At 38.4% G+C, this 24,041-nt stretch carries 18 protein-coding genes and 1 pseudogene; 11 read left to right on the top strand and 8 right to left on the bottom strand.

The window, feature by feature from the left end:
* The first annotated feature begins 572 nt into the window (after positions 1-572).
* The 6 genes and pseudogenes from M2R48_RS11365 to M2R48_RS11340 all read left to right on the top strand — a co-directional run bounded on the left by M2R48_RS11365 (position 573) and on the right by M2R48_RS11340 (position 8,671).
* The gene (locus tag M2R48_RS11365; RefSeq protein ID WP_262086188.1) at positions 573-3,419 is read left to right on the top strand and encodes a type VI secretion system Vgr family protein; all 2,847 of its coding nucleotides are present in this window, start codon (positions 573-575) and stop codon (positions 3,417-3,419) included.
* A gap of 1 nt (position 3,420) precedes the next feature.
* On the top strand, positions 3,421-4,422 hold the full coding sequence (locus tag M2R48_RS11360; RefSeq protein ID WP_262086187.1) for a hypothetical protein: 1,002 nt from the start codon (positions 3,421-3,423) through the stop codon (positions 4,420-4,422).
* Positions 4,419-5,705: a DUF3396 domain-containing protein gene (locus M2R48_RS11355; protein ID WP_262086186.1), complete on the top strand. Its 1,287-nt coding sequence runs from the start codon at positions 4,419-4,421 to the stop codon at positions 5,703-5,705. The genes M2R48_RS11360 and M2R48_RS11355 overlap by 4 nt, the downstream gene beginning before the upstream one ends.
* A gap of 216 nt (positions 5,706-5,921) precedes the next feature.
* A pseudogene (locus M2R48_RS11350) lies at positions 5,922-6,068 on the top strand (hypothetical protein); the annotation flags it as partial.
* A 4-nt stretch (positions 6,069-6,072) separates the two neighbouring features.
* A complete protein-coding gene (locus tag M2R48_RS11345; RefSeq protein WP_262086184.1) occupies positions 6,073-7,140 on the top strand; it encodes a DUF1911 domain-containing protein in 1,068 nt (355 codons plus the stop codon).
* Positions 7,141-7,306: 166 nt separating this feature from the next.
* Entirely contained in the window at positions 7,307-8,671 is a 1,365-nt protein-coding gene (locus tag M2R48_RS11340; protein WP_262086182.1) for a hypothetical protein, read from the top strand.
* A 136-nt stretch (positions 8,672-8,807) separates the two neighbouring features.
* On the opposite strand, the gene benE is transcribed toward M2R48_RS11340, so the two are convergent.
* The 6 genes from benE to catA form a co-directional block, all read right to left on the bottom strand.
* Complete coding sequence (benE, locus tag M2R48_RS11335) at positions 8,808-10,034, bottom strand: benzoate/H(+) symporter BenE (RefSeq protein WP_262086181.1); 1,227 nt, start codon at positions 10,032-10,034, stop codon at positions 8,808-8,810.
* Between the two features lie 57 nt (positions 10,035-10,091).
* Positions 10,092-10,877, bottom strand: coding sequence for a benzoate diol dehydrogenase BenD (gene benD, locus M2R48_RS11330; protein ID WP_262086180.1), 786 nt, complete (start codon positions 10,875-10,877; stop codon positions 10,092-10,094).
* A gap of 27 nt (positions 10,878-10,904) precedes the next feature.
* A complete protein-coding gene (gene benC, locus M2R48_RS11325; RefSeq protein ID WP_262086179.1) occupies positions 10,905-11,921 on the bottom strand; it encodes a benzoate 1,2-dioxygenase electron transfer component BenC in 1,017 nt (338 codons plus the stop codon).
* Positions 11,922-12,030: 109 nt separating this feature from the next.
* Entirely contained in the window at positions 12,031-12,540 is a 510-nt protein-coding gene (gene benB / locus M2R48_RS11320) for a benzoate 1,2-dioxygenase small subunit (protein WP_262086178.1), read from the bottom strand.
* Positions 12,537-13,937 (bottom strand): benzoate 1,2-dioxygenase large subunit, encoded by a 1,401-nt coding sequence (gene benA / locus M2R48_RS11315; protein WP_262086177.1) that lies wholly within the window; start codon positions 13,935-13,937, stop codon positions 12,537-12,539. The genes benB and benA overlap by 4 nt, the downstream gene beginning before the upstream one ends.
* A gap of 82 nt (positions 13,938-14,019) precedes the next feature.
* Positions 14,020-14,940: a catechol 1,2-dioxygenase gene (gene catA, locus M2R48_RS11310; RefSeq protein WP_004719897.1), complete on the bottom strand. Its 921-nt coding sequence runs from the start codon at positions 14,938-14,940 to the stop codon at positions 14,020-14,022.
* Positions 14,941-15,222: 282 nt separating this feature from the next.
* Between catA and M2R48_RS11305 the strand changes: the two genes are divergently transcribed.
* From M2R48_RS11305 to M2R48_RS11295, 3 genes are all read left to right on the top strand, one after another.
* Positions 15,223-16,149, top strand: a complete 927-nt coding sequence (locus M2R48_RS11305) for a LysR family transcriptional regulator (RefSeq protein WP_004821871.1) — start codon at positions 15,223-15,225, stop codon at positions 16,147-16,149.
* A gap of 461 nt (positions 16,150-16,610) precedes the next feature.
* The gene (locus M2R48_RS11300) at positions 16,611-17,984 is read left to right on the top strand and encodes an MFS transporter (protein ID WP_004821870.1); all 1,374 of its coding nucleotides are present in this window, start codon (positions 16,611-16,613) and stop codon (positions 17,982-17,984) included.
* A gap of 108 nt (positions 17,985-18,092) precedes the next feature.
* Positions 18,093-19,358: a DcaP family trimeric outer membrane transporter gene (locus M2R48_RS11295; RefSeq protein WP_262086176.1), complete on the top strand. Its 1,266-nt coding sequence runs from the start codon at positions 18,093-18,095 to the stop codon at positions 19,356-19,358.
* 457 nt (positions 19,359-19,815) lie between these two features.
* Here the strand turns inward: M2R48_RS11295 and M2R48_RS11290 are convergent, their stop codons facing one another.
* Both M2R48_RS11290 and M2R48_RS11285 read right to left on the bottom strand, forming a co-directional pair.
* Positions 19,816-20,727, bottom strand: a complete 912-nt coding sequence (locus tag M2R48_RS11290) for an alpha/beta fold hydrolase (protein ID WP_262086175.1) — start codon at positions 20,725-20,727, stop codon at positions 19,816-19,818.
* A gap of 8 nt (positions 20,728-20,735) precedes the next feature.
* Positions 20,736-21,287 (bottom strand): PadR family transcriptional regulator, encoded by a 552-nt coding sequence (locus M2R48_RS11285; RefSeq protein WP_262086174.1) that lies wholly within the window; start codon positions 21,285-21,287, stop codon positions 20,736-20,738.
* Positions 21,288-21,455: 168 nt separating this feature from the next.
* Here M2R48_RS11285 and M2R48_RS11280 point away from each other — a divergent pair, with 168 nt between their 5' ends.
* Positions 21,456-23,480 carry an NADPH-dependent 2,4-dienoyl-CoA reductase gene (locus tag M2R48_RS11280; RefSeq protein ID WP_262086173.1) on the top strand — a complete coding sequence of 675 codons (2,025 nt, stop codon included), beginning with the start codon at positions 21,456-21,458 and terminating at the stop codon, positions 23,478-23,480.
* A gap of 143 nt (positions 23,481-23,623) precedes the next feature.
* Positions 23,624-24,034 carry a nuclear transport factor 2 family protein gene (locus M2R48_RS11275; RefSeq protein ID WP_004821860.1) on the top strand — a complete coding sequence of 137 codons (411 nt, stop codon included), beginning with the start codon at positions 23,624-23,626 and terminating at the stop codon, positions 24,032-24,034.
* Positions 24,035-24,041 lie beyond the last annotated feature (7 nt).

Here is a 24,041-nt window from a genome sequence, read left to right as displayed (position 1 = left end):
TAAAATTGAGCAGGCAAGGCATGAAACGAAGAGAATAGCGAGACTATTTTCGAGTTTCATAACGTAGGCTGAGATAATTTTAGCCACAACCCTGAGCAAGAACAAAGCACTGCTTTGTTTGCAGCGCAAGGCGCAGCGGGGGGACTAGCGTGTTTTTTGCCGCTACGTGTTACCTTGCGAAACGATGTTTCTCATCATTTAGAATAACTAAATTTCGTATTTCGCGCCTAGTATCGCCTAAAAAACACACGTAGTCGCAAACGTAGACGAATTGTCAACAGACCCTAAAAGAACCATCGAAAAGTATTAGGTATTGTAGTTGAGAAAAAATATCTAATTACGATTGGGTGAAATCACATCAATTCGAATGAGAAAAATTAGAGAGAAAGAAAATATAAGAATATTTTCAAATGACCAAAGGGCAGATTGATTATCGGCATAATTGACTTAACACGTTGAAACAAAATGAGACACAATTTGTCGTTTTAAAAGCGGCTGTAGACAAGCCTGTCTAGACATTTTATTAAGATTTTTAGTATAATTCATCACATTCTAAAATTAAATAATAAACCATGTCTAACAATATTTACACTACTTTAGAGCAACTGGGACTTGGCGCGAAAAAACGTGCGATCCATGTTCTATTTTCAAATTCATCTTTAAATGATCAAGTGTTCCTGCAACGTATTGATGGGACACATACACTTAACTTAGGCCTTAGCCTACAATTAACTTGTCTATCTACATCAGCAAGCATTGCTCTAAAAAGCTTTATTGGTAGTCAAGTGGCCGTGGATATTGTTAATGACAAATCTGAGCTGAATCGAATTTCAGGGATCGTAACCAAAGCCGATGTAGGCGCCAGTGACGGTTCTCTTACAATTTATCGCTTTACAGTAGAAGACCCCACAGCACTTTGGAAATATCGTAGAAACTCCAGAGTGTTTATGAATAAATCTGTTGTTCAAGTTGTGGAGGTTCTATTTCAAGAATGGCGAGAGCGAAGTCCATTGTTTGATTCAAGCCTGACTTTGGATAAAACTGCCTTAACCAAAGACTATGATGTTCGACCATTCATCATGCAGAGCAATGAGCTCGATTTTGACTTTATTCAACGGTTGTTGGCTTCTGAAGGGATAAGTTTCTTAGTTGATGAAGCACAGCATAAAGTTTCTAGTTCTTCAGAGCAGATTCAACCACAGAAACTACGCCTAATCGATCATAATGCGCAATACAAAGCACTAGATCGCCGTAGTATCCGTTTTCATCGTAGCAGTGCTGTAGAAAGACAAGATAGCATAACGGCATTTACTGGTTTACGTTCCATTCAGCCTACGGCTGTACATGTACAAAGATGGCAAGCGGATGCTTTAGAACAAGAAGAAGGTGCAGGCTCAGTTCTTACCAAACATAAGCATTCAGACAATCAGAATGTGGCAAGTTTAGCTTTAGAACAGGCATTTCATGTCAGTCCTGCATGGATACAGGACTTAAAAGGTGAAGATGGTGTAACCAAATCTGGTCATGTCCAAATTGAAAAACTCAATGAAAACTTGAGTAAATATTTCGATCTACAAGCCAAAAAATTTACTGCTATTTCTACAGTAAGAGATGCATATGTGGGGTATTGGTTTGAATTTAATGAACATCCTGAAATAGTTCAGCATTCAGGTGCAGACAAAGAATTTTTGATCACCTCAAAGACATTCTATAATCAGAACAACTTGCCTAAAGACCTGAATGATCAAGTGACAGCATTACTTACACAAAGTCATTGGCAATTGAACAATATCATCACCAATAACAAAGATGAACGTCAAGCCAATCAGCTTGTATTGCAACGTCGAAGCATCGACATTGTTCCTGAATACAACCCACTGCAACAACGACCTACCACACATCCACAACGAGCAAAAGTTGTCGGGATGGATGGCGAGGAAATTCATGTCGATGAATGGGGACGTATCAAAGTACGCTTCTTGTTCACTCGAAATGAAGACCACATCCATGATGGCGGTGCAGGTTCAAATGACAATGATACAGATTCGGCTTGGGTCGATGTACTGACGCCTTGGGCAGGAGAAGGCTATGGTGCACGATTCTTGCCTCGTATTGGAGAAATTGTGGTCATTAATTTCTTTGATGGCAATATCGATCGACCGTATGTCGTGGGGCGAATTCATGAAGCACAACGTCATCCCTCCAAATTTGATCATAAAGGCAAATTGCCAGATACTAAAAAATTATCAGGGATAAAAAGTAAGGAATATAAAGGGAGTGGCTACAACCAACTGAGATTTGATGATAGTACAGGACAAATCAGCGTCCAATTGCAAAGTAGTCATTCAGCAAGCCAGCTGAATTTAGGTAATCTTAGTCATCCTAAAGAAACTGACACCAGTGAGGGACGTGGTGAAGGCTTTGAATTGCGTACTGATCAGTGGGGAGCGCTTAGAGCTAAACAAGGCTTATTGCTTTCTACCTATTCGCAAGATTCAGCAAGTGGTCATCATCTTGATGCATCAGAAACCAAATTACAGCTTGAATCTGGTTTGAATAATTCAAAAGCGTTAAGTGAAGTCGCTAAAAATCAACAAACCGACCCTTTAGAAATTCTAGATGATCTTAAGCAGTTTATTGAACAAATCGAACAGCAAAGCGAAACTAAGGCAAAAGCATTTAAACAAGCTTTAATGATTTTGACTTCACCCAATTCAATCGCCCTTGCAAGCAATGAAGATGTACATCTTTCAGCAGATGGTCAAATTAGTCATAGTGCAGGTGATAGTATTAACCTAAGTACTCAAAAGAACTTGTTAGCTCATGCACAAAGTAAAATCAGTTTGTTTGCAGCTCAGGAAGGTGCCAGATTCTATGCAGGTAAAGGCAAGGTTGAAATACAAGCTCAAGGAGATGGGGCTGATTTGATTGCACGTAAAGGGATTCAAATCATTTCAACTGAAGATGCAATCTATATTACCAGTCCTAAAGAGATTAGATTAGTTGCAGATACCTCAGAATTAAAAATCAATGGCTCAGGTGTGTTTGCCACGACTGGTGGTTTGTTTGAGAGTAAGGCGGGGCAGCATAAGTTTGTGAGTGGGAGCAAAATTAGTACTCCTGCATTTACTTTACCTAAGTTAGAATTTGCACAACCACCCTTTTCAGGACAATACCAATTGTTTAAGGCAGATGGTCGAAACTTCAAAGGTTATAAATATTCAATACATGATAGTAAGGATAACCTATTAAAAGAGGGGGTTACAGATGAGCAAGGCTTTACGGAGCAAGTGATTACCCAAACTAAAGAGAAAATCATCGGCTACAAATCTGTCATGCGTGAAAGCGAACGAATTACAGAGGATTGGGAATCTAAATTAGAACAAATGTCGAAAAAAGTCCAAGGGGGGCAAAGTTAACATGGCTCTTCCAGTTGTCCTAGTTGTAATCGAAATAGCGGGTTATGCAATTGCAGCTTATGAAATTTATCGAGTTGCATCGAACACGTATGAAGAGGTAAAGAACTACCAAGATAGTATAAAAAAAGCTAAAGAAGAAATGAAGAAGCTCATGAAGAATCTTGGGCAGGAAATTTCAGATAAGATTGATAAGCAAAAAGAAAAAGTACTGTTGACGACATTAACCACAGGTGACAAGCAAACAGAAAGTACCAAAAAGGCAACAGGGAGACCGCAACAAAAAAGTGCAGTGATACAGGGAGCGATTAAACAGAAAATTCCATTTCGGCAGATTATTAGTCAAATCTGTGAAAAAGCTGAACAGCTACCGATGATTCAGTTGAGGAAACAGAAGGGTCAAAAGCTAAAAGATGTTATTCCCAAAAGCAAAGTGGATGTTGTTGCCAAGTTATTGAAGATGACAGCAGAAGAGCTCGCAGGGGCAAATGTTGATGAATATGTGATCGTCCGATTAAAACAGCTTGCTACAAACTTTATGTTTGAGTTCATGGATGAATTGTTAAAATGGAAAAGTCCATTAAAGGCCGAAGTTTGTTTTGGGTATGATTTAAAAACCAGAAAATACTTAACTCCACAGCTTGCCGGGACAACACGTTTAAAGCGTTCAGGTTCTGAGATCAATCCATTTTGGCCGATGCCATATAAAGGCAAAGGTACAATTGGTGCAGATATTGTTATTCCAGATTATCGTGGTGAGCCTTTAACGTTGACCAATATTTTTGCATTGGTGGAGATTAAGTTCCAAGGTGATCGGATTGATGAAGAACAATTTAGAAACTATAACAATTTAAAGGATCAATGTGCCAAAGCTAAGAAAGCTAGTAAGATCACTGCAAGTGAAGGTTTTAAACTATCCTTATTTCGTTATCCTGAAGATGCAAGTCCAAGAGATCAACCGAATCAGCAAAAGCAACCCAAACCTAAAGCAGGAAATAAGAAATGAGTACTGACGAATTGTTTTTAAGTCATGATGAAGTTCTGGGCTACATAGAAGAATTTAAAAAAGACAGCGACTATATCTATGGTTATGAAAAAGAAGAGTTTGGTATTTGTCCTTACATCACTTTTTATATCTATCACCAAGAGGATGAGGTGGAGGCGATTGCTAATCAGGTTATTGATCTTTATGAAGAGTTCGAAGCTAGGATTATAGATAAACCATTTAAATTACGTTATCGAAAATCAAAAAGTGGAGCAAGTACTTGGAAAAATGCAGATAAGTGGAAACAAACTCGGCTAGAAATGATAGAGCAAATGCATGAAAGCTACAAAAAGTACTTTGTCTATTTCATAGCAGCTACTACTGGAGATTCGGCTGTTCAAAGTGCGCGCTGGGTTTTTAATGCACAAATTTGTGATAACAATTGTAGTAGTTATACAATTTTAAAATTATCGTTTGGGGAACAATGGTATAGGAATAATGATTCACAATGGTATAATTTTGTTCAAAAGTGTCTGACTACACTAAGCCCAATCCAAGCATATAGTGGTTATGAGATAGGTAGTGCTGCAACTTTTAATATAGTCTCTCCTGAATTTGAAACAGTTGAACGAATTTTTAGTGATTACTTTTATGGTTTAGATATAGATCATCCTAATATGGGGCGTTCACATCATGATCCTGATGGTGATACGCCTGAATATGGTTTAGGTGCAGGACTTCGTACCCCTACATGGTGTTTCTTGCTTTCACCTTATTGGATTGAAAAACTAGGATTAACAGAAGAGCAAATTCGTTCAAAGCTCAATGATCCACGCATTGAGATTACTAAATTACCAGACCCCACGAATACTCATAAATTTAGTCTTTGGATACGTTTAGGTGATTTATCGCTTTATCCAGTTGAGGAAGGTGTCCCTGATTTATTGGTCATGGCAAACGAGTTGATTAAACCAATTCGATGTAACGAATTAAAGCTAACCACTTTAGATGCATGGGATGATGACCCTAATCCTAGATTTGATATAGAAAGCTCACCACAGTGGATTGCACGTTTTGATGAGGATAGTACATGGCCTGAAGGGAAACGTGTAAACCTAAAGAATAATAATTCAAATGCAGATACGAAGTTAGCCATTAGGGCTGGTGAAAAATGTCCACAATCAGGTTATTGGTTTACAGTCGCCAAAGAAAATTCACGACAATATTTTGAAAAAGATAATGTATTCCCTAATATTAAGAGCGATTGGGGTGATGTGTATTGGCAGTTTGATGGCGAAGAGTAAAATTTTGAGTTAGTAAAACCATCCATAAAAAGATGGTTTTCTTCTTGGTTATAATAAGATATTAAATGATAATTACGTTTAATTTTAAGCGACGACCCTAAGCTTGCAATGATTCAAGTATCTGCAAATAAAAAAGAAGTGCTTTTAGTTGTGTGCTACAAAGTATCTAAAAATTAAGTACTACACCACAAAGTAAAAAGACCTGTAAAATCAAATAATAGAAGCTTGGTTACTATTACTGGCGGTAAATTTGACCATCATGAAAAATGTAAAGGACTGGATAAACCTAAATGCACTAGAACTGTAACTGCACATGGCGTTAAATTAGAATTTGTTTTACCAAATGACATGTTGGAGCGATAAAATAATGTCAATAATAGTGAATGATCAAATAATAGATTGGCAAAAATGGGAAAACTTAGAGGTCAATAATGATAAATATTTCAGAGATGGTTATCTATTAATACAAGATTATCACGAAAATTTTGATGAATTATTAAATGGATTATATACAGTTGTAGATGGTTTTAGTAATTATAAAAATGATTCTAAATTTGGTGGATATATTGCATCTGGAAGAAGACGTATTATTGATGCTTTAGACTTAATTTCTTTGCAATATTCAGCTGGGGGTGACATAAACTTTATAAAAGAACTTTATCCTTATTTACTTCATTGGACTGAAGAATACGCAGAAACAAGTCATCTCTATAATTTGAGTCCTGATGCTGATGGGCGATTTGTATGGCATATTGCTTTAAATACAGAGGATTATTGGTATATAGCATTGCGTTTGATTTGTTTTGGTTTATTGACTGGTTATGCAGATCAAATGGGTCGCGTAATGCCAATTATAGATTACACAGAGGCTGTGCTAGAAGGACAAGATAAAGATGGCTTAATTGAGCGTTTAGTTGCCCCTTTTATTTCTGATAGAGGCGTTCCACCAACTGAAGCAAGGCGACATTTACCTTATCGAAAATTAATCAAGGTGTTTGACGCAGAAGAGGGTGAACGTCCTGAACTTATGTTGCAATATTTAGAAGATTGGTATGATGCTAGTCGTCGAGAACCCTATCATGATCAGCATCCTCAGCCTGATATAAGATCAGGGATTAGTTATTATGGTTATTGGTCATGGGAAGCTGCTACAGTGACATGGTTATTAGATATCGATGATACAATTTATCGAGAACATCAATTCTACCCAAAAGACTTGGTTGATTTTGCTAGAAAAAAAGCTGAGAATCCAACAGTTGAAATAATAATTGAACGAATTAAAGTAAAAGGTGGAGAGAAATGTTCCAAAACTGGTTATTGGACGACTCCCGCTCAACCTGATACACGACCTTACTTCACACAAGGTGAAATATTACCAACATTATCAGAAACTGATTGGGGTGATGTGTATTGGCAGTTTGATGGTAAAAAGTAAAATTTTGAGTTAGTAAAACCATCCATAAAAAGATGGTTTTCTTTTTAGTTAGAATAAAATAGTAAAGAATTACATATGATAATTATGCTTAATTTTGAAGTAACTAATCGGAAGTGATGATGCACTATTATAATATTCATACTTTAAAATCTGAAGGATAAAACTCATGATTAGTTTTATCTGTTTCTTAGTGGGATTACTTAGTTTTTCTCACTTTAGTGTACTCACAATATTAGTTTTTAGCTTAATCACTCTCTGCTTATATAGAGTATGTTATTACTTTAACTTTCAAAAACTTCAAATTTACTCATCATATCTTTATGGGGGATTGAGCACAGGGTTAATTTTAAGATTAGGTATTTATTTTTGGTTAAGTAAAAACTATGTATTACTGATGATTATCCTACCAATAATTGGGGTTCTCCTGATTGTGGTTTATGAAGAATTATTTAAAAAACATTATTCTCTTAGTCTTATTGCTTTTGGGGAAAGTGAAGAGCTTTTTACTAAAAAACCAGAGATTAAAAATGATTGTGCGAAAGTATATTTGCAGTTGAGGGACAAAAAACCAAATCTAAGCAGTTTTTATACATTTAGTCCGAAAGAAGCCTATTTACTTGAACAATTTAGCGCTTTGCATTTTTTTGAAATTGTACGTAATAACCATCGTCAATTTTTAGATGGTTTAGAAGAATTATTTGAAATATATATGCATAACCCTCCTTATGACTTAAGAGATTTTCCTTTACCTGAACGGGCAGATATTAATTGGGGCGGTACAGTTTTACCAAATTTTAGGTCCACGATGGATCGGATAGAATATGCTTATATAAAAATAAAATCAGGTGATTTTACTTATCTAAATTGTGTGGGGGAAATTCGTTCGAATGACAAAGGTCTAAGTGAATTTTCTCCACATTGGATGGATGATCTACCTAACGATAAAGTACGACAATGTTGGGATTATTATTCAATCACAAATCGATATGCCTCAATTATTAGAAATTCTTACCCAAAAAATTGGGATATGGGTTTTCTTGAAGCCGAATTTCCAGAAGCAGCTATATTTCAAGGAATTGATGTTGATTTACCAAAGTCTTATCCAATATATCGGATAAATTTTGAAATAACCGTTAAATCTAATGAGAAAGTAAAAACGACAGGGATTTATATTTGCAAAGAAGACCAGAAGCGGATTGAGTTTATAGCTTCAAGCAAAGAAGAGGATAGAGGGTGGGGAAGTGTAGTACCAATCGGGGTGGATCCAGACACATATGAAACATTGTATGCTGAAGTGAATTGGATATTAATTGAAAGAATTGCTGATGAAGGTGGTTCAGATAATTCTTTGGATGTTGAAAATATAAAGGCCTTATCAAGCCAAAGTTGCCCAAGATCAGGATATTGGTGGAGTCCAGCAAACAAATCTCAATCTCGTTATTTTGAACAAGGAGAAATTTTTCCAAAAATTGAAAATAGTGATTGGGGTGAAACGATTTGGTATTTAGAAATCACCAATAAGCAACAGTAAAATACTTTAAGATTTAACTGTAAGAAATGGCGCTTTCATAAAGCGAAACTTGGTTATATCCCACAATATGTCATGATAGAAAAATCCCATCGGACTGCATGGGATTTTATGCTGATCGTGAAGTGAATATGCTGTTTTATTGACTTTGTGGTGAGTCTTGTACTGGAGTTGGAATGGCAGCCTTTGATTGTTGTCGAGTTAAAATCAAGTGTGCGATCATGCCAATACAAATTCCCCAGAAAACCGAACTAAATCCTAAAAAATGCATACCCGATACAGTGGCAAGAAAAGTAATGATGGCAGCATCTCGTTGTGTTTCATCTTTCATTGCAATACCAAGATTGGTGGTAATTGCTCCGAGTAAGGCCAATCCAGCAAGTGCCGCAATCAACTCTTTAGGAAGTATGCTAAATAGCATCACCAAACTGCCTGCAAATAATCCACCTAGAATATAGAAGATGCCATTGGCAATACCTGCGATATAGCGTTTTTCTTTCAATTCATGCGAATCTTTACCCGTGCAAAGTGCAGCAGTAATCGCTGCTAACACAATCGTGATTCCACCAGTAAAAGCCACAGCAATAGAGGTGATACTGGCTATGCTTAAAATCGGTTTAGCAGGTGTGTCGTAATGATTCAGTTTGAGAATTGCCATACCCGGCAAGAACTGCCCCGTTAAACTGACAATTGTAAGTGGAATTGCAAGGTTCAATGTAGAAGACCAGGTCCATTCTGGACTGATCAGAACAGGAACTGCCAATGAAAAATCCATTGCTACTGGATTGATTTTTCCAAAGATAAAACTGAGCACAATACCTGAAAATAATACCCAAATTATGGCATAGCGAGGTGAAAAGCGTTTTGCTAGTAAAAAGCAGATCAGCATACCAAAAACGACATAGGGCATTGTGTCAGTAGCTTTAAACAGACCTAAACCAAACTGGAACAGAATTCCAGCCATCATTCCTGCTGCCAGCCCTTGTGGTATCCATTTTAAAAGTTTATCAAAAGAACCAGTAATCCCAATGATAAAAATAATGATTGCAGAAGTAATATAGGCTGCAACAACTTCATTCAGAGAAATATGCGGAAATAAAGCCACCAAGAGCGCCGTTCCCGGTGCTGACCATGCGGTAATAATCGGCGTTTTAAACTTAATGGATAAAATGATTCCAGTGATTGCCGCGCCAATAGAGCTCCCCCAGATCCATGATGCCATCATGGTTGAGGAAACATTGGCTTGTTGAGCGGCCTGAAAAAAAATGATCATTGGTCCTGCATAAGAAATCAGTACAGCTAAAAATCCTGCAACTGTCGCTGATAAAGACCAATCTTGTTTTAACATTTTGAACAGGGATGCCATTGGGCAAAGCCTCCATGCATTGAATTTCAATGATCCTGCTATATAAAAAAATCAGTTTTAACCCTGATCACCACCACCTACAGGAACAATAGTACCTGTCATATAAGAGGATTCATCAGACGCAAGAAATAATATTGCATTGACTTGTTCCTGAATCGAACCATAACGGCCCATAAAAGTACGATCAATGGTTTGATCTACCACATCTTGCATCCATTGTTTTTCATTTTCGGTCAATGCCGTAGTATTACGAGGGACTTTACGTGGAGGTGCTTCTGTACCGCCAGTCGCAACAGCATTAACCCGGATACCATCTTTGGCATGTTCAAATGCAAGTGCTGTGGTTAGACCATTTACACCGCCTTTTGAGGCTGAATAGGGCACTCGGTGAATACCGCATGTTGCAATAGAGGATACATTAACAATGGTACCTTTTTGATTTTTGATCATTTCGGGCAGGACGGCTCGACAACACCATAAGGTTGGAAATAGTGAGCGATGCACTTCTTTGATAATTTCTTCTTCAGAAAACGCTTGAAACGGTTTCATCCAAATTGCACCACCGACATTGTTAATCAAAATATCAACACGGTTATAGCGTTCAATTGCTTTAGCAACGACATCTTGAGCACCCGCTAAAGTTTCCAGATCTGCATTGATGGTGATTGCATCACCGCCATTTTTGTTAATTTCAACAAGCACTTCTTCGACATATTCTGAACGATCGGCCATAACCACATGCGCACCTTCCGCTGCCACTTGTAGGGCGACACCACGACCAATACCTTGTGCGGCACCAGTAACAATGACAACTTTATTTTTAAATCTTTGGCGATCTGACATTCTTCTCAGCTCCTGAACAGTACCATTTTAGTTTGCAGAGAATTTCTCAAATAAGAAGTTTGCCGGTTTAATCCCTTCGGTATCCAACCAGCCTCGAACAGCTTCAACCATAGGAACAGGACCACATAAATAAACATCGACGTCACCGCCATTTAGCCAGTCATTGTCAATATGACCTGTCACATAACCTTTGCGTTCATGTGTTGATTCAGCATGTGCAACGACTGTACGGTATTCAAACCATGGCAGTTTATTTTGCAGTTCATTGAGCTTTTCAAGTGCCACAAGGTCAAAGTCATTGGTTACTCCAAATACTAAGCGTACAGGGTGTTGTGAGCCTTTGTCTTCAAGCACTTGTAACATCGACATAAATGGTGCAATACCTGTACCGCCTGCTAACATAACGACAGGGCGAACTACATCACGAAGGTAAAAACTTCCAAATGGACCAGTAAAGGTCATTTTGTCGCCCGCTTTGGCATTTGTACTTAAAAAGTCACTCATCTTTCCATTTGGAACATTACGTACCACAAAGCCTGTTAAGCGATTTCCGGGTTTTGAACTGAATGAATAAGAGCGCGTTTCAGTGGTTTGTGGAATTGCCACATTGACATACTGACCTGCAAGAAAATGAATATCGGGCTGACCTTCATCTAATTGAATATCGAAAGTGATGGTGGAATCGGAGAGCTTTTCCACATGAGATAATGTGCCTTGAAATGCATGAATTTCGGTTTTGCATACTTCAGATGAAGCTTGAATCTGGAATACTGCGTCAGAAGAAGGTCTACATTGGCAGGCCAAGATATAGCCTTGTTCAGCTTCTTCTGGTGTTAAAGCATCCTCAATATAACTTTCTTCAGGCATGTCAAACGAACCAGATTCACAAAAAGCACGACATGTACCGCAAGCACCATCACGGCAATCTAAAGGAATATTGATTTTCTGGCGATATGCTGCATCAGATAAAGTTTCACCTTGTGTAACTGAGATAAAACGCGTAACGCCATCTTCAAATTGAAGAGCAACATTGTGGTTTGACATGGCTGAAAATCCTATAAAAATCTTTAAAACTTTTGAGTGCTTTAGCCAACTTTCCATTTGGCTAAAGCAAACACCTCATATTTTTGTTTACACAATTCGAGATAAAAAATTAGAGGTGGTAAATATCGATAACTTGGTTGATGTAGTCATTTTTTAGCACCACATATTTATTGAGAATCTGTGGTTGTGTAGCAGAAAAGTCGATGACATAACGAGACATACCAAAGTAGCTATAACTGTTTTTGTAACGAAAGCTCAGCGTATTCCAGTTAAAGCGGACTGTGACTTTGTCACCATCACTTTCGATAATTTCAATATTGCTAATATTGTGGCAAGTGCGTGTATCAGGCATGGTTGCTGAAGAACGTTCAGTCTTAATCCGGAAAACACGGTCTTCCAAACCTTGTCGGTCAGGGTAATAAATCAAGGAGATTTCAGACTGAGGATCTTCGGTTAAACGATCGTCATCATCCCAAGCAGGCATCCAAAAACATGCTGAGGGCGAGTAGCAGGCCAGCCATTGATCCCATTGTTCATCATCTAAAAAGCGTGCTTCGCGGTAGAGAAATTGCGCAATATTTTCTAAAGAAACTTGATCGATGTTTGCTGTTGCATTCATGCTGTTGCTCCTTGCTGAGATGTTTCTTGTTGAGCAAGATTTTTTTCAGATTGAATGGCATGTTTCATCATTTCTAACCAGTATTGATGTTGGGCGAGGTATAAGCCTTCATCTTCTGTTTTAATACCACTCAGCTTAGGTTTTAAACCAATTTCATTGGCCGCATCATCCGGTCCTTGAATCCAGTGTTTTGAACCACGGCACATGTCATTCCATTCAAGCTCAATACCAGCATAGCCGGCTTGACAGGCACGGAATTCTTCAAGGTCATCAGGGGTTGCCATGCCCGAAGCATTAAAGAAATCTTCGTATTGGCGAATACGTCGTGCACGTGCTTCAGGGCTTTCCCCTACAGGTGCAATACAGTAAATCGTCACTTCAGTTTTATTGACTGAAATTGGACGCAATACACGAATTTGCGAACCAAATTGATCCATGAAATAGACATTTGGGTAAAGGCATAAGTTACGTGAACGTTCGATCATCCATTTCGACATTGGCGCACCGAATTTTTCAGTATACTCATCAGCTTTTGGATAATTAGGACGATCTTCAGGGTTTGCCCATTGAGTCCATAACAGCATATGTCCATGCTCAAAACCGTATGAACCGCCACCTTGTTTGCCCCAAGCACCTGCACTCATTGCACGGACATTGTCATTTTCTTGCTGTTTTTCTTTACGTTGCTGTGTGGTCGCTGCATAGTTCCAATGTACAGCCGAAACGTGATAACCATCTGCACCATTTTCAGCAGTCAGTTTCCAGTTACCTTCATAGGTATAGGTTGACGCACCACGTAAAACCTCTAAGCCTTGCTCAGATTGGTCGACAATCATGTCAATGATTTTGGTCGTTTCACCTAAAAACTCTTCTAAAGTTGGTACATCTGGATTTAAACTGCCAAATAAGAAACCTTTGTAACTTTCAAAACGAGCTACTTTTTTCAGGTCGTGTGAACCTTCTTTATTGAAGCAGTCCGAATAACCTGCATCACTTGGATCTTTAACTTTGAGTAGTTTCCCAGAGTTATTAAATGTCCATCCATGGAATGGGCATGTATAAGTCGCTTTATTACCACGCTTATGCCGACAAAGCTGTGCGCCACGGTGTGAACACGCGTTGATCATGGCATTTAATTCGCCATTGCGATTACGTGCAATCATAATGGGCTGACGCCCCATAGTGGTGGTGTAATAATCGTTGTTATTTGGAATTTGGCTTTCATGTGCCAAGTAAACCCAGTTGCCTTCAAAGATGTATTTCATTTCTAGGTCAAAAAGGGCTTGATCTGTGAAAACAGAACGATGAAGTTTAAATTCACCCGTTTCAAAATTATCGACTAAGAGTTCGTCAATTCGATCAAGATGGCTGGTATTTATAACAGGAATACGTGGCATATGGGTTCTCCGACTTTCCAAATGAGAGGAAGTCCCCGAAGTGCTGCAATAGTGCAAACATTTCGGTTCCGTGCGTGTGGGTTTAAGCGCTTGCGCGACGACGATCTACTTCTGTAGATGGTGCTTTAGATTGTTCTTTTACCAGTGCTACATTGAATGAAATACGTTTAAATGGTTTGTTGAGACCACGACGAGCAATTTCAGCTTCATCACTGATATCAATAGCTGTTGCTACTAAGCCATCACGTGTTGCAAAGGCAAAATCATCCCAAAGGTATTGGTCACCTTCGATGTTGAATTGTGTGGTTAATTTACGATAGCCAGGTGCAGATACGAAATAATGCACATGAGATGGGCGGTTACCATGGCGGCCTAATTTGTTCAGTACAAACTGAGTCGTCCCTTGTGGTGGACAGCCATAGCCAACGGGCATAGTTGTTTGTGCAACATATTGACCATTGCTATCAGTCAATATGCTACGGCGTAGATTAAAATCTGACTGCGATTTATCGAAGAAAGAGTAATTACCTAAACTGTTGGCATGCCAAATTTCAACTTTAGCATTTGGGATAAGATTGCCATCTGTGTCAGTTACTGTACCTTCAATAAATAGGGTGTCGATTTTATCGCTCTCTGAACCATCGTCCATACGAGAAAAGCCGACGGATTCAGGCGCTCCAGCGACATATAATGGGCCTTCAATGGTGCGTGGTGTGCCACCTGTGATACCTGCTTTTGCATCTGCTTCATCAGCACGTAAATCCAAATAATGTTCCAAACCTAAACCCGCAGCTAAAAGACCAAGTTCATTGGCTTGACCTGCATCGGTAAAATATTCTAGGCCTTTCCATAATTCACTTTGTGAAATGTCTAAATCTTCAATGGCTTGAAACAAGTCAGCTAATAAACGTACCACTACTTGTTGTACACGTGTATCGACTGCACCTGTTGCAGTGTCTACATTCATTTGTTTGACCAAAGTATCGATTTCTTGACGGTTCATACTAGATCTCCTGCAGTATGCGTGGTTTGGCATTGCATACGAAAAAAATCGTTTGAAACTTTGCTGCCCACTTTCCATGTTCTTCATGTGCGAGATTTAAAGCTTGAACTGATAAAAGTGATTCATTGGGCTAACAGAATGGGATTCTTTGGCTGGCTGTGAATATCAAAAGTTTTACAGTCTTGCTTTACATCTTGCTTTTGATATACCTTAAAAGAATGGATGATCGCTGTCTAAGATCAAATTTGCATTTTTTTATATCTTAAAGGTATGGAGTTTGAGATGGAACTCAGGCATTTGCGCTATTTTGTTGCTGTTGTAGAAGAACAAAGTTTTACCAAAGCAGCAGAAAAGCTTTATATTGCTCAGCCTCCACTGAGCAGACAGATTCAAAACCTTGAAGGTGAATTGGGTATCGCGCTTTTTGAACGTGGAAGCCGCCCGTTAAAAACCACAGAAGCGGGACAATTTTTTTATCAACACGCTGTTAAACTTTTGTCTAATGCCGAAGAAGTAAAGTCCATGACCAAGCGAATTGGCTTGATTGAAAAAACCGTAACCATGGGGTTTGTGGGTTCTTTATTGTATGGTTTATTACCCAAAATCGTTTATATGTTCCGTCAACAGCAGCCACATTTAAAAATTGAGCTGATTGAAATGAGTACCAAAGATCAAATTCAGGCGCTTAAAGAGGGGCGTATTGATGTTGGATTTGGGCGTTTAAGAATTTCTGATCCTGCCATTAGGCGAGTTTTGTTGCGAGAGGAGCCGTTAATGTTGGCTGTCCATATCAGTCATCATCTCGCGACAGATTCTAAGGGCACTTATTTTGCCGATATTGAAGATGAGAACTTATTCCTTTACCCAAGTCATCCTAAGCCTAATTTTTCCACCCAAGTACGTCATCTGTTTTCCGAGCATGGTCTAGATCCTAAGAATCTAAAAGAAGTTCGAGAAATTCAACTGGCTTTGGGATTGGTCGCTGCGGGTGAAGGCGTTTGTATTGTGCCTGAGAGTGCAAAAACCATTCAATTGCCGAATTTAATCTATATCCCATTGTTAGATAGCTCTGCAAAAAGTCCAATTTTTATGGCAATACGTTGTATGGATGAAAGTGAAAATATTCGGTCTTTATTTGATTGTATTTATCAGGTTTATGATTTAGAAGGCTTTCAATATGATCGTGCGAGCTTTACGACGATATATTAGGCTTCTTTCCTAAGTTCTTTTTTAAATCATAAATCAACATAAAATCCCCCTCATCCTAGACTTCTCCCCCAAGGGAGAAGGGACTTTCAATACCAATTTTATTCACACCATATGATCATTTTTTCGATTTATGAAAAATCCATTCAGTTCAAGCATTGAATAAAAAGTCATTTATAGATGTTATTTTACGTGAAAAATAACATATTGAAAAATCAGAAAAAGTCGATTGATTTGTTCTAATACTCTAAAAATATCGAGATAATCATTAAAATAAAAAATAAATCATTGAAAATATAAAGCCCGATTTCTTTATTAATTCTTTTTAATTCCTTGTTTATTCAATAAAAAATATTAAACCGACTTTTAAGGTATGTATATATATGCAATCGGTTTTGGACAAAAAATAACAGCTGCCTCATTGTTTGAAAAAATTTCGTAGCGTTTCACCGCAGGAGGCAAAAGTGCAAACGAGTAAACTAAATATTAATCGCATCGTGGATGAAGCAAAATTCACCCCTTTTCATTGGGGCGTTCTATTGTGGTGTTTATTAATTATTATTTTTGATGGATATGATCTGGTTATTTATGGCGTAGCTTTACCTTTATTGATGCAAGAGTGGGGATTAACTGCTGTACAAGCAGGCTTGCTAGCCAGTACAGCACTTTTTGGCATGATGTTTGGTGCAATGAGTTTTGGAACACTGTCTGATAAGTTGGGCCGTAAAAAAACCATCATGATTTGTGTGGCTATTTTTAGTGGATTTACTTTTCTCGGTGCATTTGCATCAACACCCGTTGAATTTGGGATTCTCAGATTTTTAGCAGGACTTGGTATTGGTGGTGTGATGCCGAACGTGGTGGCTTTAATGACTGAGTATGCGCCTAAACGCATACGTAGCACGCTGGTCGCTGTGATGTTTAGTGGCTATGCCATTGGTGGTATGACCTCTGCCTTGCTGGGTGCTTGGCTGGTAGTCGATTATGGTTGGAAAATCATGTTTTATATCGCCATTATCCCATTCTTAGCTTTACCCCTTATTTGGAAGTTTTTACCTGAATCATTGATGTTTCTAACTCACCAAGGCAAGACCGATCAAGTACGAGAAGTGGTACAGAAAATTGCACCACAGCAACAGATTCATGCATCGACTCAATTTGAATTAAATGAAGTCACTGCTGGTGATGAAGCACCGTTACGTGCATTGTTTCAGCAAGGTCGTCGATCAAGCACAGTAATGTTCTGGATTGCTTTCTTTATGTGTTTATTGATGGTTTATGCACTCGGAAGTTGGTTGCCTAAATTAATGATCCAAGCAGGCTATTCACTAGGTGCAAGTATGATCTTCTTATTTGCATTAAATATTGGTGGCATGGTTGGTGCAATTGGTGGTGGTGCTTTGGCGGATAAATTTCATATTAAACCCGTATTGACCATCATGTTTACAGTTGGTGCGATTGCGCTCATTTTCCTTGGTTTTAAAAGCCCACAATTCATTCTCTATACCTTGATTGCAATTGCTGGTGCAGCAACCATTGGTTCACAAATTTTACTCTATACCTTTGTTGCACAATTTTATCCTGCAACAGTACGTTCTACAGGTATGGGGTGGGCATCAGGCATTGGACGAATTGGTGCCATTGTTGGACCAGTCTTAACAGGTGCATTGCTGACCTTAGAGTTACCTCACCAAATGAATTTCCTTGTTATCGCTGTTCCAGGATTTATTGCAGCACTGGCGATATTCTTTGTGAATTTAAATGCTTCAGTGGAAAAAACTCAAACGGCCGAAGCACCAACAACTCAACAAAATATTGTTGGAAATACAATTAACTAAGTTCGTAAACCAAACTCACGCACAAACTGACTTGGTATTTCAGCCTGAATCATGAGGATTAAGGCTGGTTCAAAATAATCAATCGTAGAGAATAGGATGCTTTCTACAATGAAAAAATTTAACTACAACATTATTTTGGTGTCAATGGGATTACTTAGCCTAAATATGGCACATGCAGATTCGATGACAGAAGTTGAACAGTTACGTAATGAAGTTAAACAATTACGTGAAATGATTGAACAACAGCAACAGGTGCAAAATAAGCAAATTGTGGCATTGGAAAATAATGTTAAAGCAGCACAGGTTGTATCGCAGGCAAAGGATCAAAGCTTTGCACGAACAAAAGCAGGTGCAGAAGTAACACTATATGGGAATATTCGTGCGGATCTATTGTATCAGTCGGAAGGTGGAAGTGCCGATCGACTGTATAATCAGATCAATAGCGTACCGCTTAAAGGCCATAATGAAAGTAGTGATCAATTAAAATCGACACTTGCCGCGACTCGTTTAGGTTTAGATTTTAAAACTGCTGACAAAGATATTTCTGGAAAAATAGAAGTTGATTTCTTAGGTGCGAATGATGGACTTAGAATTCGCCATGCCTATTTTAATTATGGTCAGTGGTTGATTGGTCAAACATGGTCTAACTTTGCAGTGCCTGATTATATGCCAGAAACAATTGATGCTTTGGGTTATGTGGGGGGCGCTGTTAAACGTGATGCACAAATTCGTTATACCCATAAATTTAATGCAGAAACACAGCTGATAACGGCTTTGGAAGATTCCAAAGATGCCTTATCGAATATGCGGATCCCGGTTTTATCAACTCGATTAAATCAATCATTTGCTGATCGAGCGGGTGCCTTGAGTTTGCGAGGCATGGTTAGTGAAAAGAGAACAGTTGCTGATAATGAACTCGCTTGGGGTGTTGGACTTGGAGCAAAATACGATATTTCTGCAAAAACCACACTTAAAGCAGATTATTATCATGTTAAAGGCGACTCAAGTTTAGTGTCATGGACGAACCAAGGCTTTGCTATAGATGCCAATAAAAACATCATGGCGCTGAATCAATTTGACTCAATCACTGTAGGGGTGACGCAACAGTTTAACTCAAAATGGCGAGGAACATTGGGATATGGCTATATGAAAGCAGATGAAAATCAGGATTATATTCGATATTTGAGTGATCCGACCAAAGCCAATAAAACACTTTGGCAAGCTTGGGCCAATGTATTTTATAGCCCGAAAAAGCCGTTAAGTTTTGGTCTGGAATATGTTTATGGTGAGCGTAAAGCCTTTGTTGCAGCGCCTAATGGACAGGATACAGGTGAGGACAATCGTTTTAATGCGGTTGCGATGTATAATTTTTGATAAATATTTCTATTAGTCTTCTTACGAAAGTAGGCTTTTAGAGGATATTAAAATGAGGTGAAGTCTTTAAAAAAATATCAAACTTATACCATTCTATAAACGTTAATTCATATGGTGATAAAGTTTGTACGGCCATACCTTGCATTTAAAGTTTAAATATATTTGCGTAGGCGATGCCTCCTTTTTCAGGGATGAAAAGGGACAAAAATCCTCTGTTGGGTGAGAGGTACGTCCTGTACCCCCACCCAACGGCGACATCCATGTCGCCTCACGATAGAATGACCATGTATGATTCAATAATGTAAAAAGCTGTTTAATTTATATGATGATCAATTTATGGATTGGTGTAAATAACGACTTTAAAAGCATTTTTTAAAAATAACATGAGTAATTTGATGAAAAACCTCTTTTAATTTGATTTAAACGAGGTTTTTATATTGTTCGTTATTCGTTTAAATTAAGCGGATTCCTTTAAAAATAAACGGATTGCTTGGCTAAATTTCACGGGTTCTGTAATAAGCGGCGTATGCCCTGAACGTTTAAAAATAATATTCTTCGCATTGGCCAAACTGTCAGAAATTTGCATTTGACCTTCAGCAGGATAGAGTGATGACTTTTCCCCAATAAAGAATGTAGTTGGACATTCCAATTGTGAAATTGCCTGACGATAATCTTCATCATGGTTGAGATAATTATCGATATACCAAGTTAAATAATCCATTCGACGGATAGGCAATAAATGTTTTTGTAAGTTTGGATGTTTAAGCGCCAAATTAAACATAAATGGGCTTAATTTATTACTGCCCTGAATTTTAATAAAATTTAACCAAATTTGAATCAGCTCAGTTCGTGGTTCAATCGGTAATTCATCGACAAAGCGATAGTTTGAATATTGATGTAAAAAATCAGAGAAGTCTTTTAGCAATCTTTTAATTTTAAAATACTTTTTCCCAAATAAACCAAATTCCCATGTTTCATCCGTTGGAATTTTAGGGGTTTGGTCAATGTGTAGATAAGCTTTGAGTTTTTCAGCCAAATTGCCATATTGCATCCCATGCATGGCAGTGGTTGCCCCCATGGAATAACCCATAAGAATAAAATGATCTAAATTTAACTGCTCAATTAAGCTTTCAAGATCACGCCAATGGTTGCTAATCGCATCGATTTCTTGAGGGATCTTACAGGTTCTAGAGCCACCAAAGCCACGCCAATCTGGGATATAAAATTTATAATGTTTAATATTAGGCAGTAAAAAGGGAAGCCATTGCCAACTATGCATACCTAAACCAGACAGAACCAGTACAGGTTCACCCTGACCAATTTCACGAACAAATAATTTTTCGCCATCTGGCATTGTATAGTGTGGCATGCAGTTTCCTATGAATTCTCTTTATTCTCAAACGCTTTAAGCTGTGGAATGACTTGGTCGAGCCAATTGATCCAGCCCATTTCTAAGTCTATACCCAATTGTAAAATCATTTTGTGAATATATAAAGTTCGATCCAGTTGCTCGATTTGTTCAAAATCTTTGGAAAAAATCTGGCGGTATAGTTTTAAATTTTCACGATGTAATTCTAAATGACGCTCAAGTTCTGGTAAAACAATATTTCCACCAAATTGTGCTTCTGCCCGTAAGCGAACCATAATTTCTTCACGAAGCTGGGCAGGTTGGCCTTGTTTGACCATCCAGTCAGCCAGTTCGACCCGTCCAAGTTGCTCAACTTGATAGGTTTTTTTTCGGCCATGATCAGACTGATCTTCAAGGGTGGAAATCCAGCCTTTCTTTTGCATACCGTTAAGTTCACGGTAGATTTGTTGATGCGTTGCATTCCAGAAGAATCCCATAGATCGGTCAAAGCGTCGCGCCAATTCAAAACCTGTACTTGGCTTCTCTATCAGACTGGTCAATAAAACATGGGCTAATGACATTGTGTAATATCACATCAACAAAATGAATATAAAGTCATTATGCAACATGTTGCATAAAAATCAAATCTCGATTATAAATACTCACACTATGCAACTTGTTGCATTAAACAGATATGAAGTGTCATTTAACAGATTGATAGCTAGCGAAAGCACGCCAAGGGAGTTCACATGTCTAATTATCCGCATTTACTTGCGCCTTTAGATTTAGGCTTTACCACATTAAAAAACCGTGTATTGATGGGTTCAATGCATGTTGGACTAGAAGAAGTTCAAGGTGGATATGAACGTATGGCTGCATTTTATGCAGAACGTGCAGCAGGTGGAGTGGGCTTAATTGTGACGGGTGGTATCTCGCCCAATGATCATGGGGTAACATTCTTTGGTGGTTCAAAACTGGATCATTTAGAAGAAGCAGAAAAACATAAGGTCATTACCAAAGCTGTGCATGATGCTGGCGGTAAAATTGCATTGCAAATTTTACATACAGGTCGTTACTCTTATCAGCCTGAAAATGTTGCACCATCTGCGATACAAGCGCCAATCAATCCAACTAAACCGCATGCTTTAACTTCAGCAGAAGTTCATCAAACCATTGCAGACTTTGCCAATTGTGCAAAATTGTCACAAATCGCAGGTTATGATGGTGTGGAAATCATGGGATCAGAAGGTTATCTGATCAATGAGTTTATTGCTGCACGTACCAATCACCGCGATGATGAATGGGGCGGAAGCTATGAAAACCGTATCCGGTTCCCGATTGAAATTGTCAGAAGAACACGTCAGGAAGTGGGCGAAAACTTCATCATTGTCTATCGTTTATCTATGCTGGATTTGGTTGAGGGTGGTTCTACACTTGAAGAAGTGATTCAACTTGCCAAAGAAATTGAAAAAGCTGGTGCAACCATTATCAATACTGGAATTGGCTGGCACGAAGCACGTATTCCAACCATTGCCACCAAAGTACCGCGTGCCGCATTTACTTGGGTGACTAAAAAATTAAAAGGTTCCGTCAAAGTTCCTTTAATTACCTCGAACCGTATCAATACGCCTGAAATGGCTGAGCATGTTTTGGCTCAAGGCGATGCTGATATTATTTCGATGGCGCGCCCCATGCTTGCAGATTCGCATTTTGTATTGAAAGCTGAACAAGGCCGTGCTGATGAAATCAATACCTGCATCGGTTGTAACCAAGCTTGCTTAGATCATATTTTTTCAATGAAAATTGCAACGTGTTTGGTCAATCCACGTGCATGCTATGAAACTGAACTTATTTTTAAAGAATCGCAAGTAGCTAAAAATATTGCTGTGATTGGGGCAGGTCCAGCAGGACTTAGTTTTGCAACATATGCAGCTGATCGTGGACACAAAGTCACAATCTTTGAAGCATCTAATCAGATTGGTGGTCAGTTTAATATTGCAAAAACCATTCCTGGCAAAGAAGAGTTCTATGAAACTTTACGTTATTTTAAACGTAAAATTGAATTACAACCGAATATCAAACTGGTACTTAACCACACTGCAAGCTATGAAGAATTAGCGACAGGTGACTTTGATGATGTTGTGGTGGCTACAGGTGTAACGCCTCGCCATTTAAATATTGAAGGTATCGATCATCCAAAAGTTTTGTCATATATCGAGGTTTTACGTGAGCGTAAACCTGTCGGTAAGAAAGTAGCAATTATTGGTGCAGGCGGTATTGGTTTTGATACTGCTGAATATCTTTCCCATGAAGGTGAGAGTGGCAGTTTAAATCCACAAAAATTCTATGATGAATGGGGAATTGATACATCCTATGAACATGTGGGTGGCTTGAAACAACCTGAGATCGAACAATCTCCTCGTGAAATCTATTTACTGCAACGTAAAGCCAAATCTGTTGGCGCTGGTTTAGGTAAAACAACAGGTTGGATTCATCGTACTGGTTTAAAACATCGCCATGTCAATATGATTCCTGGTGCAAGTTATGACAAGATTGATGATCAGGGCTTACATATTACAGTTGGCGAAAAAACCATGATTTTAGATGTCGACAATGTGGTGATTTGTGCAGGCCAAGAACCCTATACAGCAATGTTTGATCAACTCCAAGCTGATGGAAAATCTGTACATTTGATTGGTGGTGCGAAAGAAGCGGGTGAGTTAGATGCGAAGCGTGCAATTCGCCAAGGTGCTGAATTGGCAGCTGTGATTTAAAAGAATAAACCCTGTTTGAACTCCTTCTCTTTAAGTCATGTGTAGTGTGAAGCATGCTGCGAGAGAAGGGATTTCATGACTGGATTTTTAAGAAAATGACTGGAAACGAATTCAAATTATTTCAAATCAAAGGGATATAAAAAATGAGTTATACAAATACCAAGCCTGCAATTCAAAAATGGCACAACATGCTGGAAAGTCGAGACATGAGTCTTTTAAATGAATTACTGGCAGACGATGTGGTTTTTCGTTCACCTGTGGCTTATAACCCCTATGAAGGTAAGCAAGTGGTCTTTTTCATTTTAAGCAATGTGATTCAAATTTTTGAAAATTTTACTTACCATCGAGAATTTTTTACAGAAGATGAGCAAAGTGTAGTTTTAGAATTTTCTGCCAATGTTGGTGAAAAAAAATTAAAAGGGATTGATATGATTCGTTTTAATGAACAAGGTCAAATTGTTGATTTTGAAGTGATGATTCGACCAAAAAGTGGTTTGGAAGCATTGGCCGCTCAAATGGGGCAACGTATGGCCAGCTTTATACCTAAAGCCTAATTACGTA

The organism is Acinetobacter sp. I-MWF (genome assembly GCF_025433935.1).
Lineage (GTDB): Bacteria > Pseudomonadota > Gammaproteobacteria > Pseudomonadales > Moraxellaceae > Acinetobacter > Acinetobacter guillouiae.
Note: the sequence above shows the minus strand (reverse complement) of the source record. Positions and strands in the feature narration are given on the sequence as shown.